Source organism: Pseudoduganella violaceinigra DSM 15887 (genome assembly GCF_000425385.1).
In the GTDB taxonomy this organism is placed as follows: Bacteria; Pseudomonadota; Gammaproteobacteria; order Burkholderiales; family Burkholderiaceae_D; genus Rugamonas; species Rugamonas violaceinigra.
This window is the reverse complement of the sequence record NZ_KE384362.1, coordinates 52,204-69,085: the sequence shown is the minus strand read 5'-3', so window position 1 is coordinate 69,085 and position 16,882 is coordinate 52,204. Positions and strand designations below refer to the sequence as shown.

At 61.1% G+C, this 16,882-nt stretch carries 18 protein-coding genes and 1 pseudogene; 14 read left to right on the top strand and 5 right to left on the bottom strand.

Annotated features, from left to right (window positions below; genetic code table 11):
- A pseudogene (locus tag H597_RS0129150) lies at positions 1-343 on the bottom strand (transposase); the annotation flags it as partial.
- A 258-nt stretch (positions 344-601) separates the two neighbouring features.
- Between H597_RS0129150 and H597_RS0129145 the strand changes: the two are divergent.
- The 9 genes from H597_RS0129145 to H597_RS35300 all read left to right on the top strand — a co-directional run bounded on the left by H597_RS0129145 (position 602) and on the right by H597_RS35300 (position 5,156).
- Positions 602-985, top strand: coding sequence for a hypothetical protein (locus H597_RS0129145; protein WP_028105221.1), 384 nt, complete (start codon positions 602-604; stop codon positions 983-985).
- Positions 986-1,091: 106 nt separating this feature from the next.
- Entirely contained in the window at positions 1,092-1,469 is a 378-nt protein-coding gene (locus tag H597_RS0129140; protein WP_028105220.1) for a DUF7674 family protein, read from the top strand.
- Positions 1,470-1,542: 73 nt separating this feature from the next.
- A complete protein-coding gene (locus tag H597_RS0129135) occupies positions 1,543-2,094 on the top strand; it encodes a hypothetical protein (RefSeq protein ID WP_154668344.1) in 552 nt (183 codons plus the stop codon).
- Positions 2,095-2,164: 70 nt separating this feature from the next.
- Positions 2,165-2,557, top strand: coding sequence for a hypothetical protein (locus tag H597_RS0129130; protein WP_154668343.1), 393 nt, complete (start codon positions 2,165-2,167; stop codon positions 2,555-2,557).
- A gap of 56 nt (positions 2,558-2,613) precedes the next feature.
- Positions 2,614-2,841: a hypothetical protein gene (locus H597_RS35305; RefSeq protein WP_154668342.1), complete on the top strand. Its 228-nt coding sequence runs from the start codon at positions 2,614-2,616 to the stop codon at positions 2,839-2,841.
- Between the two features lie 103 nt (positions 2,842-2,944).
- A complete protein-coding gene (locus H597_RS32960; protein ID WP_211232104.1) occupies positions 2,945-3,427 on the top strand; it encodes a hypothetical protein in 483 nt (160 codons plus the stop codon).
- 64 nt (positions 3,428-3,491) lie between these two features.
- The gene (locus H597_RS32955) at positions 3,492-3,812 is read left to right on the top strand and encodes a YrhB domain-containing protein (RefSeq protein WP_161630661.1); all 321 of its coding nucleotides are present in this window, start codon (positions 3,492-3,494) and stop codon (positions 3,810-3,812) included.
- A 284-nt stretch (positions 3,813-4,096) separates the two neighbouring features.
- A complete protein-coding gene (locus H597_RS0129115; RefSeq protein WP_028105217.1) occupies positions 4,097-4,576 on the top strand; it encodes a DUF5063 domain-containing protein in 480 nt (159 codons plus the stop codon).
- Positions 4,577-4,865: 289 nt separating this feature from the next.
- Entirely contained in the window at positions 4,866-5,156 is a 291-nt protein-coding gene (locus H597_RS35300; protein WP_154668341.1) for a hypothetical protein, read from the top strand.
- A gap of 100 nt (positions 5,157-5,256) precedes the next feature.
- Here H597_RS35300 and H597_RS34525 read toward each other — a convergent pair whose 3' ends face one another.
- Together H597_RS34525 and H597_RS34520 are read right to left on the bottom strand one after the other, a co-directional pair.
- On the bottom strand, positions 5,257-5,595 hold the full coding sequence (locus H597_RS34525) for a hypothetical protein (RefSeq protein ID WP_035375481.1): 339 nt from the start codon (positions 5,593-5,595) through the stop codon (positions 5,257-5,259).
- 139 nt (positions 5,596-5,734) lie between these two features.
- Positions 5,735-6,067 (bottom strand): hypothetical protein, encoded by a 333-nt coding sequence (locus H597_RS34520; RefSeq protein ID WP_083941352.1) that lies wholly within the window; start codon positions 6,065-6,067, stop codon positions 5,735-5,737.
- Between the two features lie 187 nt (positions 6,068-6,254).
- Here H597_RS34520 and ligD point away from each other — a divergent pair, with 187 nt between their 5' ends.
- Entirely contained in the window at positions 6,255-8,702 is a 2,448-nt protein-coding gene (ligD, locus tag H597_RS0129100; protein ID WP_028105216.1) for a DNA ligase D, read from the top strand.
- Position 8,703: 1 nt separating this feature from the next.
- On the opposite strand, the gene ku is transcribed toward ligD, so the two are convergent.
- Both ku and H597_RS0129090 read right to left on the bottom strand, forming a co-directional pair.
- Positions 8,704-9,690: a non-homologous end joining protein Ku gene (gene ku / locus H597_RS0129095; RefSeq protein WP_028105215.1), complete on the bottom strand. Its 987-nt coding sequence runs from the start codon at positions 9,688-9,690 to the stop codon at positions 8,704-8,706.
- 2 nt (positions 9,691-9,692) lie between these two features.
- The gene (locus H597_RS0129090; RefSeq protein ID WP_028105214.1) at positions 9,693-10,676 is read right to left on the bottom strand and encodes an SDR family oxidoreductase; all 984 of its coding nucleotides are present in this window, start codon (positions 10,674-10,676) and stop codon (positions 9,693-9,695) included.
- A 188-nt stretch (positions 10,677-10,864) separates the two neighbouring features.
- On the opposite strand from H597_RS0129090, the gene H597_RS32940 reads away from it, so the two are divergent.
- The 4 genes from H597_RS32940 to H597_RS33695 all read left to right on the top strand — a co-directional run bounded on the left by H597_RS32940 (position 10,865) and on the right by H597_RS33695 (position 16,879).
- A complete protein-coding gene (locus tag H597_RS32940) occupies positions 10,865-12,238 on the top strand; it encodes a diguanylate cyclase (RefSeq protein ID WP_229632272.1) in 1,374 nt (457 codons plus the stop codon).
- Positions 12,239-12,349: 111 nt separating this feature from the next.
- A complete protein-coding gene (locus H597_RS0129075) occupies positions 12,350-12,919 on the top strand; it encodes a TetR/AcrR family transcriptional regulator (RefSeq protein ID WP_028105213.1) in 570 nt (189 codons plus the stop codon).
- Positions 12,919-14,547: a SulP family inorganic anion transporter gene (locus H597_RS0129070; protein WP_028105212.1), complete on the top strand. Its 1,629-nt coding sequence runs from the start codon at positions 12,919-12,921 to the stop codon at positions 14,545-14,547. Before H597_RS0129075 ends, H597_RS0129070 begins: the two co-directional genes overlap by 1 nt.
- A 28-nt stretch (positions 14,548-14,575) precedes the next feature.
- Positions 14,576-16,879 carry a sensor histidine kinase gene (locus H597_RS33695; protein WP_028105211.1) on the top strand — a complete coding sequence of 768 codons (2,304 nt, stop codon included), beginning with the start codon at positions 14,576-14,578 and terminating at the stop codon, positions 16,877-16,879.
- The last annotated feature ends 3 nt before the right edge of the window (positions 16,880-16,882 follow it).

Genomic DNA, 16,882 nt, shown 5'->3' with positions numbered 1-16,882 from the left:
GCATTAATCGGAAACTCGAGTCGCATTGTCTTTATGAACGCGTACCTGGCAGCGACTCCCGCGCAAAGTACGCCGCCGCCTTTTTTACGATATCTCGCTCCATGCGGGCTTCTGCGAGCTCTTTGCGAAGCTTGGCAACCTCCGCCTCCAATTCTGGAACAGAACGGCCGCCTGGCGCCGCTTTAGTCGATGGGCCGCGCTTCGCAGCTGCCACCCAGTTTGCCAATGTGCCTTTAGGAATGGTAAGTCGGGTCGCCGCGTCCTCCAGCGTCAAGCCCTGGGCCAAGACCAGCTTTACTGCTTCTTCCCGAAGCTCTGGCGTGTACGTTTTAACTCGTTTCATTAATTGCTCTCCAGTTGGTGAAGTTTACCAAACAGGAGTGTCCGAAAAACTCAGGTTACCTCATATCAAGGCTTACGTGTGAAAGCGGAATCAGCTGTGATTTGCGGTCAATGCATCGACAAGTTCCACCTTCGGAGCGTGAACAAAGCATCTTGAGACAGTGCATCTCAATGGAAGGAATCCAATGTGACCATGCCTGTTATTATCTTTAAGTGTTAGCTGCGCGCTGGCAGCTGGCTGTCCACAATTCAAATTCGAATGCACAATTTTTCCGTCTCATCAGTAATTGCAATTTCCCTTTCAACGGCCATTGGTTTTACCTGCGGCTATCTCTTTCACGCCTCTTATGGCGAGGCGCGTTCCGCGGCGGGGGAGGCGGTTTGGAGTGCGCAGGCGACTCAGCGTGTCCTGCAAGGATACGAGCCAATATTGATCACCTCAAAGTTTCACAATGAGTTGATGGTCGCACGAACACTTGAGGATCTAAGTGTCTTACGGCAGAAATATCTTGAAGCGACATTAAGTAATATCAGTTCTTTTGAGCGTCGAGCCAGCGCGCTGGAGCTACCCAAGGAACGAGTTCTTGCCGAGCCGTTCTTAAGAGACGCCGAAAAGACGCGTCGGGAGTTGGACGCAAAGTAGGACCGTTTCAGTTAGTGTTGCCTGCATTGGGGGCTTCAACGGCTCTTGCTCCGAAACCGGCCAACAGCGGACTGTTGGACTCAGTTGAAAATTTTAAGGTCAGTTAATGATTGAGTTTGAAGAGATGCGCCAGTTATTGTGCCGCGCATGTTGCGGACTGCGAGAGCGGGTTGTTGCAACTGCCGATGAGTGGATCGAAGAAGAAGGAGAATTTCTAGCCTTCCCATGGATGAACCAGCTCTGCGGCCTGGTGGTGGATCGTTTTCAGAGCAGTGATTATGATCAGTCTGACGCGCTATTCAGTATTGTGGAAAGGCTTCTCTCAACAGGCGATGAAGCTGTACAAACTGTTGTGGCGACTGGCTTCCTTGAAGGGCCACAGCATCAACGAAAACTAGCGACCGAACTTTGGCGGCCGCTGCTCGGACCGCTGGCAAGGTCTTATTGCGAGGCTATGGATAAGTTTTACGGCATAACCCCTTAAGTGGGACCGTGTACGGCCATAAGTCGTCGCTTGGCTCAAAATGAACTTCAATGATTTCTGCTTTGGATTACCAATGAAGCGATTACTCCTTAGGCCCGCTCATATGCAATCGGCGCTCCAAAAGCTCTCAGCGCACTTGTGCTCACAAGCACCCGACACCCTGGATTGGGCGGACGGGGGCGGGCATGAAACAGCCCGAGACCTATTGGAGTCGCTCTCGGCCAAAGACTGGGATGAGCTTTTTCATACATGGCGACAGCAAAGCAAAGAATGGCGCACTTGCCTCGCAGAGATTCTCACTCCTCAGAACCCCACTGCCTCGGCTATGCTCTTGGACATGGCGCTGGATGCGGATATTGACGTATCGTTCTCCGCGCTTTGCGGTGTAGCTTTCTATTGTGGCATCAATAGATCGTCCGATGGCTCGTACTTTGATGAGCGCATTTGTGTTCCGGAGTTCTTAGCCGTGGCTCAAAGCCACGCCGAGGTCGCATCCCACGTGGAGCGCATCATGGCCCAGTGCTCCGATCATTATTCCCAGCAGTTCAAGCTGCTGGCGTCTCAGTTGCGTCGAGGTGGGCCTAAGATTTCGTTCGAGCCCAAGCTGCATCGCGGCCCGGCTTAGTTCAGGCGTGGATGCCGCAGGCAAAATCCGGCCATATACGGACACTATTGGCAATTAATCCAACTTTAAAATGCGATCATTTTCAAAAACCATATTTTTGGCCCTTCTGAATTTTGCAGGGCAATGTTCGGCGTCGGAACCAACGCTGGGAAAAACCGTGGCGGAAGCAGTTCAAATGCTAGGCACAGAATTGAGCAGCGACTCCATGATTGTGGAGCCACCGGCCGTAGCTCGCGGTTTCGATTTCCGCCTCAGGAACGGGGACGAAGTTCAGATCTTTATTAAACGCGGCCAAGTGCCATTGACGTTCGAAGGCGGCGGCGATCTGAACCTTTACCGGGCAATAGAAGTCAAAGGGGTCAGGCGCGTGGGATCGAACGGCGAGATTACTTGTGTGGGGAGCGAAATCGTTTGGTTTTATGATTGCGCAAAGCCACAAGCTGCCGGTCAACAATTGAAATGACCGCCAGACTTCGCGTCGGCCGACATACCTGTAGGACGATACCGTGGAGAACCTAAATGGATCGTATTAAAGCTGAGGAACTCATGGGTATTTATGGGCGCGTTGCCGCCGCATTAAACGATGCCACTTATTTAGTCCTGAGCCTTCCAGAAGCAGAGCGCGCGACGCATCTGCAGGCACTTGGCCCTTTTATGGCGGATCTTTGGCTTAAGCTCCAGTTACCGATCGTAAGGGAACATCGGGATCTAGATCCAGACGGTAATCGATATCGACAACATGAATGACATTGGTCGGCGTCCGGCGCACTTGCCTGCTGTCGGCCAGGAGCAGACCTAGCAGCCTGTCATTCTTTAACAATATCGGAAATGCTCCATAGGAACCATATCAATGCATAATGCCATTTCTGCCGCGTTAGACGCCATCTGTAAGGAGCGCGATGATCAATCATTTTCCGAAGCATTCGACGCGGTGGATGTGATTGTTCGTGAAATGGGCGAGCGAGACTTGGCCAATATTCTCTTCACCGAAATTCCTAGAAGCGTTCCCTTCGAAGTGGTGGCGGACCTGTTCAACATTTTGGCCTGGCAAACAAGCGACAACGGGGCAGCGATGACTAGAGCAATCGAATCGTGGCTGATTGAAGGCTCTGACAATCGAAAACTTCTAATCGCCCTAAATTTGGACGTCTACCCGTTTATCAATGCCAAAGAAATGGAAACAGTTTTGATGCGACTCACTGAGTCAAACGTACGCGTTGCAGCCCGGTGTAAGGAGCTCATACGGTCACGTCAAAATGGCGCAAGCAAGCCTAACAACCTGATCATCCGGACAGCCAACGCGCTACGCGCAATGGTCGCCGGCCATCGTTGATGTTAAAGTGCCGGTGCCGTCCAGAAGACCTCTATTCGAAGTCGCTCGCCACATGACTACTAGATTGACTGCCGACGAAGCTGTATCAGAATACTTGCGCGATATGGGACGCGAGATGGACCTGTTTGGTTCGGCGCTTCCTGAAAATAAGGACCGGCCTCCTCACCAGCTCGAAATCATTGAAGTTCAGCAGCATGACTTTGGCTGGCTCTACTTTTACAATACGAAGGAGTTCGTGAAAACCGGCGACTTCATTTTCGCCCTCGCGGGCAATGCGCCCGTGATCGTCGGGCGGCACGATGGCAAGCTCTATGCTACCGGCACGGCGAAGCCAATTGAGCACTATCTGAACGATTTTCGTAGGGGAGTTCGTCATGAGCTGTAAGTGCCGTACCTTCAAAATCGTTCTAACAGAGAGCTCAAGGCGGACTGGCCGGGGACGGCGCGGTCCACTGTTTGGGGCGCTGGCGGCCAGCCCACCTGAGGCGATCAGCAAAAGGGCTGTGCTGCGCTCGGTATGGTTTATGTCCGAGCAATGTGATGAATTCGAGATGTCCTATGAGTTGCCATGGGATGAGTATCACAGCTACGACGTGGAGTTTGAAAGTGGTGAAGCTACATGCTGCGCCGTTAATGGTTAGAGCCACGAATGCAGTCTGCACCTAATTTATGACGGCCATAGTTGATTTCGCGGTAGTCGTACGCGGTTTTTGCGAATGGGCACAGTCGGGGCTCTCAACGCATGACTCGAAGTCCGAGATGCTGCTCGCAAGGCGGCATCTATCCTTCCTCTACGCTATGGCTTCGGATTTGCCACATTGCGAATGCCAATGGGCAGAAAGTGCACTCACCAATGACGATTGGACTGCCATCTATAAGCGATTCGGCCAGTTGCCCGTTGCCTTTTACGGGGCGATTCTCGACCCACTGGAAGTTCCCGCGAGAGAGGCTGCTCTGGGTGACCTTGCGGATGATCTCGCCGACATTTGGCGCGATCTCAAGGAAGGATTAATACTATTCGATTCAGGTGATCGCGATGCGGCCAGCTTTAAATGGCAGGAGTCGTTTGCCATACATTGGGGCGATCACGCAGCAAATGCACTAGCTGTGATTCAATTTTGGCTTGGGAAAAACCGGTACGGGGACTAACGGTTCGGTTTTCAGAACTACTGGGGATCCAGATTTGGCAGTTAAAATCAATCCAACGTATAACTCGGACGGGGCGTAGATGCTTAGGCTTGGACTTATCACTTTTGGACTGCTGGCGTTGTGTTCCACAGCATCGGCTCAGAACGCTCTGGTTTCTGGCCAGGTGCAGCGTGTCATCCTCTTGCCACCTGGCGCTGAGCATTGTCCCGCTGTTTGTCCCTCATTAGTATCGATCGGTCCTGACGGACGGCAATTCGTCTGCGTTACAAACGCTGGCGGCTGCCAGGCAATGGCAGTCAAAGTTGATCATGATTATCGTGGAACGTCTCAAGGGCAGGTGCGGGAGTTCTGGTCACGCATTGGTGAATGGGGGCCGAGATCTCCAGCGATAGATCAACATATCCTGGTGAGCGAGGATGCTGCTCAGGTATCTTGGTCGCCGATTACTGAATTGGATGGCAAGGTATTTATTGATCCAAGACGCATCCCGAGCATTAATGGCGTTCCGACTGCGCCCAATGGGGACCGAGAGCTTGTGGACATAGAAGAGGTGATCGCGCGGGGCGGCAGCGCGCCTTGATTGAAGGTGGCATCAGCTAATTCAGTAGCCGCTGCGAAAACAGCCAGGCCAGCAAACAAAGCTGGCCCGGCTGGCTTGGCGGTGATGTACCGCGAATGGCTTACTTGGCTGGAGCGGCTTCTTTGGTAGTTGCTACTTCTTTAGTCGCGCCATGTTTCTTCGCGTGTTTGGTCTTTTTCACTTCCTTGGCACCGGCTTGTTCTTGCGGAGCAGCAGGGGTTGCGGCGACCGCCGGGGTGGCAGGCGTTGCCGATGCAGCCTTGCTGCCTTTTTCTGCTGGCACGGCAGGAGTGGCCGGGGTTGCAGGGGTTGCGCTCGAAACATGAGCGGCGGCGGCTGGCTTGGCGGCTTCTTTGGAAGCGGCGGCTGGAGCTGGAGTTTGTGCGAAGGCTGCGGTAGCGAACAGGCCGGCGATCAGGGTGATGATGGTCTTTTTCATGGTCAAGCTCCTAAATAAGATGAGGTAATGCGCTTCTGGTGTTTGGGACTATTGGCTCCCCGCCGGGCCAGCGCGCAGCGCCGTTTTGGAGGCGGCTTGGTCGCGGCGCGCTGGCGGCTTGGGAAGCGGCGGGTGCTGCTTATTTTGCTGGAGCGGCTTCTTTGGTGGCTGCTGCCTCTTTGCTTGCAGCGGCTTTCTTGGCGTGCTTGGCCTTTTTCTCTTCCTTCGCACCCATATGCTCATGCGATGCTGCTGGCGCGGCGGCGGCAGCCGGGGCGGCAGGCATCGAGGACGATGCTGCGCTGGCGGCCGACGATGCGCTCGAGGCGTGGGCTGCGGCAGCTGGCTTGGCGGCTGGTGCCGAAGCGGCAGGCTTGGAGGCTGGTGCCGAGGCAGCGGCTGGTGCCGGAGCTTGTGCGAAGGCAGCGGTAGCGAACAGGCCGGCGATCAGGGTGGCGATAGTCTTCTTCATGGTCAAGCTCCTGGATTAGGTGGGTGTTTCGTTCGGTGTGTCGTGCAATTTTGCCGTGTCACTGAGCCAGAAACGGCGGCCGATTAGGGGCAGTTGACGGTTATTACAACTCCTTACATCTGCACAAACTGCTTACAAAGTGCGCTGGCTAACCGTGCCGGCCCGGCCCCGCCCGTACAGTGGTGGAATGAAGGACGCACTGAAGACTTACAAGGCAAAGCGGGATTTCACTATCACGCCGGAACCTGCGGAAGGTGGCCAGCCGGGTAGGGGACGGCTGGCGTTTGTCATCCAGAAGCATTGGGCGCGGCGGCTGCATTACGACTTCCGCCTGGAGCTGGACGGCACGATGAAGAGCTGGGCGGTGCCGAAGGGGCCGAGCTACGACACGCATGACAAGCGCATGGCGGTGCATGTAGAGGACCATCCTATTTCCTATAACGAGTTCGAAGGCACGATTCCGGAAAAGCAGTATGGTGCGGGGAAGGTCATCATCTGGGATCGCGGCACCTGGGAGCCGGTCGACGATCCGCGCAAGGGCTACCGCGCCGGTAAGCTGGTGTTCCAGCTACATGGGCACAAGATGCACGGCCGCTGGGCGCTGGTACGCATGCGCGGCAAAGGCGAAGACAAAGAGCCCTGGCTTCTGATCAAGGAAAAGGATGAATATGTCCGTCCCGCCGACGAGTTCAGCGTGGTGGATGAGATGCCAGACAGCGTGAAGGGGCTGGGCGATGCTGCCGATGCCGAGGTAGGGCCTGAGGCTCCTCCAGTCCAGCGGCTCCCGGCCGAATTCGAGCCGGAGCTGGCCACGCTGGTCGAATCACCACCTTCCACGCCGGAAGACTGGCTGTTTGAAGTCAAGTACGACGGTTACCGGCTGCTGGCCCGCATCGTGGGCGACGATATCAGCCTCCACACACGCAACCGCAATGACTGGACGCACAAGCTCGGCCCCCTGCGCGATGCGCTGGCCGCCGCCGGTTTGCCCGATGGCTGGTATGACGGCGAGATCGTGGTCCACGATGCGAAGGGGCGTCCGGACTTCGGCCTGCTGCAGCAAGCCTTCGATGGCGAGCGCACCAAGGATATCGTCTACTTCCTGTTCGATGCGCCTTACCTGGCTGGCGAGGACTTGCGCGGCCTGCCTCTAATGGAGCGCCGCGCCAGGCTGGAAGCGGTGCTGTCCGGCGTCAAAGGCGATACGCTTCGCCTGAGCGTCAAGCTGGCCGCGCCGCCGGAAGCGGTGCTGGCAGCCGCCTGCCAGATGGGCCTTGAGGGCGTGATCGGCAAGCGCCGCAACTCGGTCTACACCGGCCGGCGTTCGCGCGACTGGATCAAGCTGAAATGCGCGCAGCGCCAGGAATTCGTCATCGGCGGCTACACCGATCCGCAAGGCAGCCGCACCGGCATCGGCTCGCTGCTGCTTGGGGTTTATGACAAGGATGGTGCGCTGCATTATGCGGGCAATGTCGGCACCGGCTTCAATGACAAGACGCTGCGTGAACTTGCCGAAAAATTGAAGCGTCTGGGGTCCAGCGAAAATCCGTTCTCCGCCAGCAAAGCCATCGCCCGTAAAGCGCACTGGGTCAAGCCGAAGCTGGTCGCGGAAGTTAGCTTCGGCGAATGGACGCGCGGCGGTTCCGTACGCCACGCCGTGTTCCAGGGACTGCGCAAGGATAAAGAGGCCGGCGAAATCCGCCGCGAGGAAGCCGCCGCATTGGAGGAGGAAACCGTGCAAAGCAAGCTGCCCGCCTCACTCAAGGTGAGCAATCCGGACCGCCTGGTCGACCAGGCCAGTGGTTTGAAGAAGATCGACGTGGTGCGCTATTACGCGCTGGTGGCGGATCCGATGCTGGAGCACACCCGCGGCCGCCCGGTGGCGATGCTGCGCGCTCCGGAGGGCGTCGGGGCCGAGCTATTCTTCCAGAAGCATGCGGATGTCAGCAAGCTGCGCGGACTCAAGGAATTCCCGCGCGAGCTGGATCCAGACCATCCGCCCATGCTGGAAGTCGGCACCACGGAAGCCTTGCTATCCGCGGCCCAGTTCAATGTGATCGAATTCCATACGCAGAATGCTTTCGGCCGCACGTATGAAAAGCCGAATCGCATCCTGTTCGACCTCGACCCGGGTTCCGGCGTGGAATGGACGCAAATTCAGGAGGCCGCGCAGCTGGTGCACGCCTTCCTTGGTGAACTGGGCTTGCCTTGCTTCCTCAAGACCAGCGGCGGGAAGGGGCTGCATGTCGTCGTGCCGATCAAGCCTTACTATGACTGGGATACGGTCAAGGCGTTCAGCAAGCTGGTGGTGGAGCATATGTCCGCTACCTTGCCGGACCGCTTCGCGTTCAAGAGCGGTCCGAAAAACCGGGTCGGCAAGATCTTCATCGATTACCTGCGCAATGGGCGGGGCGCCACCACGGTCGCGGCTTGGTCGGCAAGGGCGCGGGCGGGGCTTGGCATTTCGGTTCCGGTAGGATGGGACGAACTTGCCGGGCTGCGCGGAGGCGACCATTGGACGGTTGCCACTGCCCACACGCGGCTGGATGTCGGCAATGCGCCGTGGGCCGATTATGCCAGCGCCGCTGTCGGCCTGGCGCCGGCGCTCAAGGCAATCGGCATGAAGGCGGGCTAGGCTAGGCGGCTTTGCGGCGTGATGCAGCCGGTTTGGCGGCGGATTTTGCTGCGCTGGCGCGCTTCGCGGCGGCCGGTTTGGCGGAAGTCCGCGAGCTGGCGCGGCGCGACTTGCCGTCTTCACCGCTGGTGCCGCTGCGTGAGCGAGGCGCGCGCGGCTCGGCTTCCTCCTCGACTTCTTCGGGCGCGCTGGCAGCAGTTCGACCCTTTGAGCCGAGGCTCTGCTTGAGCAGCGCCACCAGGTCCACCACGTTGCTGGCTTTTGGCGCTGGGGCTTCTCCGGTCGGCTCGGTAAGCGTGTGCGTCTGTCCGGCCTTGACCTTCTTCTCGACCAGTTTGAGCACATCCTCGCGGTAGGTGTCGTGATATTCCGCCGGGTTCCACTCCTCGCTCATCTCTTCCACCAGCGACAAGGCCATTTTGAGTTCTTTGTCGGTGATGTTGGCGTCGCCAGGCAGCTTCAATTCTTCCGGACTGCGGATTTCCGTAGCGTAGCGCAGGGTATTCATGATCATGCTGTCGCCCGCCGAGACCAGCGCACAAAGGTGCTGGCGCGTGCGGATCACCACCGTTGCGACGGCAATTTTCCCAGCCTTGCGCAAGGTTTCGCGCAGCAGTGCATAGACCTTGTCGCCGCCGCGTCCCGGCGCCAGGTAGTAGGGCGTTTCATAAAAAGTCAGTGGCACGGAATCGGCATCGACGAAGGCCATGATGTCGATGGTTTGCGTAGCCTTGGGATTGGCCAGGCGCAGATCCTCTTCGCTGAGCACCACATATTCGCCGTCCTCGTACTCATAGCCTTTGACGATATTGTCCCAGGGGACTTCCTTGCCGCTGCTTTTGTTATAGCGCTTGAAGCCGACCGGCGAGAAGTCCCGCTTGTCCAGCATGGCCAGGTCCAGGTCGTGCGATTCCACGGCCTTGTGCAGTTCGACGGGGATATGGACCAGGCCGAAGCTGATCGCGCCTTTCCAGAGTGCTCGAGCCATGCTTATTCTCCGATACTTCCGGTAATCGGCAATACGATACCGGTGATATAGCTGGCGCAGGAGGGCGCCGCCAGGAAGACGAATGCCGGCGAAATTTCCTCCGGCTGGGCCGGCCGGTGCATATCCGTCTTGCCGCCGAATTCCTTGATCTTGTCGGGTGACTGGTCGGCTGGATTCAAGGGGGTCCATACCGGGCCGGGCGCCACCGCATTCACGCGGATGCCCTTGTCCAGCAGATTCGACGCCAGCGACATGGTGAAGGCGTGGATGGCGCCCTTGGTGGTCGAATAGTCCAGCAGATTGCTGGAGCCGCGCAGGCCGACCACGGAACCGGTATTTAATATCGAGGCCCCGCGCTTCATATGCGGCAAGGCCGCCTTGGCCATGTGGAAGTAGCCGTAGATATTGGTCTTCATGGTCAGGTCGAAACGTTCCTCCGACAAGTCCTCGAGCGAGCCGGCATGTTCCTGAAAGGCGGCATTGTTGACCAGGATGTCGACCCGGCCGTAGGCCCGCAGCGCCTCGCTGATGGCGTGGCGGCAGAATCCCGGGTCGCGCACATCGCCAGGCACCAGGATGCAGCGCTGGCCTTCGGCTTCCACATGGCGTTTGGTCTCGACCGCGTCTTCCTGCTCTTCGGCGAGATAGACCAGCGCCACGTCGGCGCCTTCGCGGGCGTACAGTACCGCAACGGCGCGGCCTATGCCGGAATCGCCGCCCGTGATGACCGCAGCCATTCCAGCCAGCTTGCCGCTACCGCAGTAGTCGGGCGCCATGAATTGCGGTTTCAATTGCATGTCGTGCTCGAGTCCCGGCTTTTGCAAGTGCTGGTCCGGCAGGGGCGGCGCGGGAAATGCATGGGTTCCGGTCTGGGCCGGCTGCTGCGATTCTCCGGACTTGGCTTCGCTTGCATCGCGCTGATCCTGCTGTCGCTGGACGGTGCGCTGTTCGCTGCCCGCGCCAGTCTTCTGCTGAGAATTCGACATGGCTTCCTCCTGTGCTCGGAAGGCCAGTATTTGCCGCGGCAACGTTGCTAACCGTGCGCTTCCTCACATAAAAGGGATGTTGTCTTGCTTGAACTTGTGGCAAACTAATCTACATGCCTACTGCTGCGGGCCGCCCTCAACGGACAGGCCTTTTCCTCCATCCCGACGCTGCGCGGCGCCAGGAATTTGTGGCCGCATGCGCTGAATCGTTCGGCCGTTTGCTGACTGCGGACAGCATTGCCAGCGCGCGCCATGCGATGGCGCAGAACAAGATTTCCCTGCTCGTGATCGATCTCGATGGCCCTGCCATGGCGGCGGGAACCGAGCTTGCCGCCCTGGTGCGCAGCCGTGCCGGTGCGCCGGTGCTGGTGCTGAGTCCTTTCACGCGATCGGCCACGATGGCAGAGCTGATGGCGCAGGGGCCGCTGGCCTATCGCATCACTCCGATTGGCGCGGATGGCTTGCGCGATGCCGTGCGACTGCTGCTTGCGCCGCCGGCCGATACCCTGGCCTCTGCCCAGCAACATCTGCTGGACCGCGAAGCGGAACTGAACGACTTGCTGGCAATCCAGCGCAGCTTGCAGCGTGCGCTTTACGGATCGGAAGAAATCGAACGGATGGGCGCCCGTGTCTGCAATGCGCTGTGCGGCTATCCCGGCATTTGCCACGCGGCCTTGCTGCAGGCTGTTGATGACGGCACGCTGCGGCTGGTGGCGCAGGATGGGCGCATCGACCTGGACATGAACGAGGTGCTGGCTGGCCGCGCCGCCTTGCTGGATGCGCCGGTGGCGCGCGGCGAGCTGGTGCTGCTGGACGCGCCGTCCAAGGCCGGCGATCCCGCGCTGACCCAGCTGCTGGAGGGGCAGGATGTGCACATGCTGCTGGCCTTCCCGCTGCGGGGCCAGCCGGGCGGCCCCCTGCTGGGCGTCATCTGCATGCTGTTCGACCGGCAGCTGACCATGAGCAGGGAGCATTTCAGCTGTTTCGGCTCGGCCTCGCAACTGATCAGTTTCGGCATGGTGATGAGCGATTTGCGCCACCAGAACGATGCCCTGGGCCTTGAGCTGACCCAGGTGACGCCGTTTGACGGTTTGACCGGGGTTGCCAACCGGCGCCAGGGCGAGCAAGTCCTGGACAGCGAAATCCGGCGCGCGCGGCGCTACGGCGTGCCGCTGGCCGTGATCGCTTTTGATATCGACAGCTTCCGCACTGTCAACGATCTGTATGGCTATACCACGGGCGACCGTTCGCTGGCTGTCCTGGCCGGCACGATCCAGGCCCGGCTGCGCAGTTCCGACACGCTGGCGCGCATGCGCGGCGAGCAATTCCTGGTGATTGCGACGCATACGGTGGCCGTGGATGCCTACCGCCTGGCCGAAGTACTGCGGCAAACCATTGCCGCCACCGAACTGCCGGGCGCCGATACGGTGACGGCCAGCTTCAGTGTCGCCCAGCTGGCGCCGGATGAAGGCGCGAGCGAACTGGTGATGCGGCTGGAGGCGGCGCTGCACCGCGCCAAGCGGGCAGGGCGCAACTGCGTCGAAATCGCGATGGCACGCTAAAAAAGCGGCGGCCACTTGCCGTGGTCCGCCGCAAAGCACGATTGATAGATGATGGTCGTCATCCACGTGTGATATATTACATCCATAATAAAAATAATCAAGGAGGAAATCATGCGTGTTAGCAGAGAGCAAGCGGCCCAGAACCGCGAGCGCATTGTTGAAACGGCATCTCGCCTGTTCCGGGAGAAGGGCTACGACGGCATCGGCGTGGCCGACTTGATGAAAAGCGCCGGCCTGACGCACGGCGGCTTTTACGGCCACTTCGCTTCCAAGGAAGATTTGCTGGCCGAAGCCTTCGGCAAGGCGATGGCGCATTCCGCCGAACGCTGGAGCGAATTGCTGGCAGCGGAGCCTGCCAACCCGCGCGCCGCCCTGGCGCATATGTACCTGACTTCCGAGCACCGCGACAATCCCGGCCAGGGCTGCGCACTGGCTGCGCTCGGCCCCGATGTGTCGCGGGTCGGCCCGGAAGTGCGGCAAGCCATGGGCGACAGCTTCCAGAAGCAGCTGGCGGCGCTGGCCGAGGCGCTGCCCGGCGATCCGGCGCAACAGCGGCGCGATGCGATTACCACGTATGCGGCCATGGTCGGCGGCCTGGTCCTGGCCCGCTCGGTGGCGAATAAAAAGCAGTCCGACGAAATCCTGGCGGCCGTCCTGTCCTCGCTGGAAGAGAGCCGCTGATGCTGGCATGGCTGCGGAATTACCGGCGCGCGCTGCTGCCGGGCGATATCAGCGCGGGCATCGTGGTGGCCATGATGATGATCCCGCAAGGCATGGCGTATGCGCTGGTGGCAGGGCTGCCGCCGGTGACCGGTATTTACGCCAGCATTCTTCCGCCGATTATTTATGCGCTGTTCGGCACCAGCATGACGCAATCGGTGGGGCCCATGGCCATTGTGTCGCTGATGACAGCTGCCGTGGTGGGGCAGATGGCGCCTGCCGGCTCGGGCTTGTACCAGGTGCTGGCGGCGCAACTGGCGCTGGTGTCCGGGACGGTGCTGCTGCTGTGCGGCGTACTGCGTCTGGGCTTCCTGGCCAATTTTTTTTCGCGGCCGGTGATGAGCGGCTTTACCGTCGGCTCGGCCCTGGTGATCGCATGGGGCCAGCTCAAGCCCCTGCTCGGCGCGGACCTGCCGCACTGGCATGGCCCCAGCGCCGCGCTGGGCCTGACCGCAGTGCTGGTGCTGGTGTTTTCGCGCAGCCACCTGTCGCCGCTGCTGAAGGCTGGCGGCGTGCGCGCGGCGCGCGCCGATATGGCGGCACGCCTGGCGCCCATGTTTGTGGTCTTGCTTGGCCTGCTGCTGGTGCAGGTCCTGGGCCTGGAGGCGAAGGGCGTGCACACCACCGGCACGGTGCCGAGCGGGCTGCCGCGATTGAACCTGGCCACGTCACCCGGCCATTGGCAACAACTGGTGCAGCCGGGCATGCTGGTCGGCTTTGTGATTTTCCTGATGAGTATGTCGGCGGCCCAGTCGCTGGCGCTGAAGCGCAATGAAAAGCTGCTCAGCAACCATGAGTTGGCAGGGTTGGGCGCGGCCAATGTCGCCAGCATGCTGTCGGGTGCCTTCCCGGTCACAGGCAGCATGTCGCGCTCCGCGGTGAATTTTGCGGCGGGTGCGCAGACCCCGCTGGCCAGCATCATTACGGCATGCCTGCTGGCCCTGGCCCTGGTGGCGCCGACCGGCTGGCTGGCCCTGTTGCCGATGCCGGTGCTGGCGGCCACCATCATCGTGGCGGTGCTTGGCATGCTGGAACTGGATACCTTGCGCACGGCCTGGCGCTATGACCGCGGCGATGCGCTGGCCTGGTTTGCCACCGGCGCCGGCGTTGTCGCGCTGGGCGTGGAAGCGGGCGTGCTGATCGGCGTGGCACTGTCGATGGGAACCTTGATCTGGCGCGCCAGCCGTCCGCATATCGCGGTGCTGGGCCGCATTGCGGGCAGCGAGCATTTCCGCAATATCGAGCGCTATCCGGCCGAAACCCGGCCGGAGGTACTGATGCTGCGCGTCGACGCCAACCTGTTCTTCGGTAATGTGGAAGCGGTGCAGGAACGGATCGAGGATGAATTGCGCAGCCATCCTGACGCGCGCCACCTGGTGCTGGCGATGACGGCCGTCAGCTCGATCGATACCACGGCCCTGTTCGCGCTGGGTGAGCTGAATGCCACGTTGAAGCGGCGCGGCATCGGTCTGCACCTGGCCGAAGTGAAAGGACCGGTGATGGACCGGCTGCGCCAGTCCGACCTGCTGCAGGCCCTGAACGGCGACGTGTTCCTCAGCATCGACATCGCCGACAAAAAGTTGCAGTAGACCATGGATTGGGTATGATCGTCCCAACATGGGCGGTCATTCCTTCAAACGATTCTGGGCAGGCTGGATGCTGGCGGTATGGGCGCTGCTGGCGCATGGCGCGGACGGCGCCCGGCCGGCCGCCGCACCGCGCTCGCTGGCGGCGGCCCACGTCCTGTTGCTCAATTCATACAGCCCCGGACGCGCCGCTTTTGACCGCGTGGTCGAATCCTTCGTGCTGCGCCTGCGCACGGCCGGCGTGCCGCTGGAACATATCCACGTCGAATACCTGCACCTGAACCAGCCCAATGCCGAACTGGTGGCGCCGGCGCGGCGCGCCATGCTGTCGGCCCAGTACGGCGGGCTGCCCATCGACATGCTGGTGGCGCTGCAGCAGCCGGCGCTGAATTTCACCTTGAAGGAGTTGGCCGAGATCTCGCCGCAGGCGCCGCTGCTCACCGACAGCGAGCCGTCGACGCTGCAGCTGGACGCCAACCGCCGCCCGCTGTTCAAGTACACCATCATGCCCGACATCGGGGCCACCATGAAAGAGGTCATGCTGCTGCTGCCGCGCACGCGGCGCGTGGTCGTTCCGGCCGGTGTGGCGGAAGCCGACCGTGCTTTCCTGCGCCAGGCCGAAGTCGAGCTGGCGCCGTGGATGCGGCGCATCCAGGTCGAATTCCTGCAGAACATGAGCTGGGCCGAGCAGATGCGCTACGTCGCCAACCTGACCAGCGATACCGTGGTGATCACCGGCATGTTCAACCGCGACCGCGACGGCTACACGCTGCCCACCATCGATGCGGCGCGCGAGACCATGCGCGCCGCGAATGTGCCGGTCTTCGCCTTGTTCGATACCATCGTCGGCGAGGGCGCGGTCGGCGGTGCGGTGCGCAACCTGCCGCAATCCGGCATCGAGCTGGCCGACAGCGTGCTGGCCGTGCTGGAAGGACGGCAGGCCGTCAACGCCGGTGTGACGCGGGTGCCGGCTGGGCCAGTGCAAAGCCTGTACGACTGGCGCCAGCTTGAACGCTGGCAGATCGATGCCGCGCCGCTGGAGCAGGCCACCTTCCTCAACCGGCCGCCGTCCTTGTGGCGGGCTCACCGCGCGGTGGTGCAGGGGGGCGGCGCGGTGATCGTGCTGCTGGCCGGCCTGCTTGCCGCCTTGCTGGTCCAGCGGCGCCGCCTGGCGCGGACGGAACTGGCCAGCCGCGAAAGCGAGGAGCGCTTCCGCGCCCTGGTCGAGTATGCGCCGGAGGCGATCCTGGTGCTGGACCTGGAAGATTGCCGCTACGTCGACGCCAACGGCGAGGCGGAAAAGCTGTTCGGCCATCCGCGCGCGCAACTGCAAGGCATGCATCCGAGCACACTGTACGCGCCGGGCCAGTTTGGCGACGGCGACGTGCAGCAGCAGGTGCGCGGCATTTCCGAGCGGGCCTGGGCCGGCGAGCCGCTGGCCTTCGAACGCGTCGTCAGGCGGCCCGACGGCAGCACCGTCACGGTTGAAGTCAAGCTGCGCCGGCTGCCCGCCCATGGCAAGCGCTGGCTGCGCTGCAGCTATGAAGACATCACGGCCCGCAAAAAAAACGAGGCGGAATTGCTGGCGCACCGCGATCGCCTGGAAGAGCTGGTTCGGCAGCGCACGGAGGCGCTGTCGGATGCGGTGGCGGAAGCGCGCGCCGCCAATCAGGCGCGCAGTGTGTTCCTGGCGAAGATGAGCGAGGAGCTGCGGGCGCCGCTCGATGCGGTGATCAGCCTGTCCGGCGCACTGGCCGCGTCGCCCAGCATGTTCGAGCCGGAGCAGCGCCAGTTGGGCACCATCAACCGCGCCGGCCAGCAATTGCTGGGCATGATCGACGACCTGCTCGAGTTGTCGCGCATCGAAACCGGTCGCGTGCCGCTGGTGCTGGCGCCGCTGGCGCTGCAGCCGCTATTGAAGGAGGTGATGGACATCGTACGCCTGCGCACGGAAAACGATCGGGTGATGCTGGTGCTGGCCTGCGGCGGCCTGCCGCCCCCGATACTGGCCGACGGTCCGCGCCTGCGCCAGGTGCTGGCCAACCTGCTGTCGCATGCCGCCGGCGCGCTCGGGCAGGGCACCGTGACGCTGGCGGCCGATGCGCAGACGGCGGGCGCGCGGCGCTGGCGCCTTGCGTTCGCCGTGCGCGATTCCAGCGCCGGACGGGCGGGGCTGGCGCGCCAGGACGATGGCTACGCCGGCGCAGGCCTGGACCTGGGCATCAGCCGCGAATTCGTGCGCCTGCTTGGCAGCGAACTGCTGGTGCGCAGGCAGGCGGGCGAGGGCGCCGAATACAGCTTCTCCATCGAGGTGGACGAGGCGCCGCTCGCCTGATTC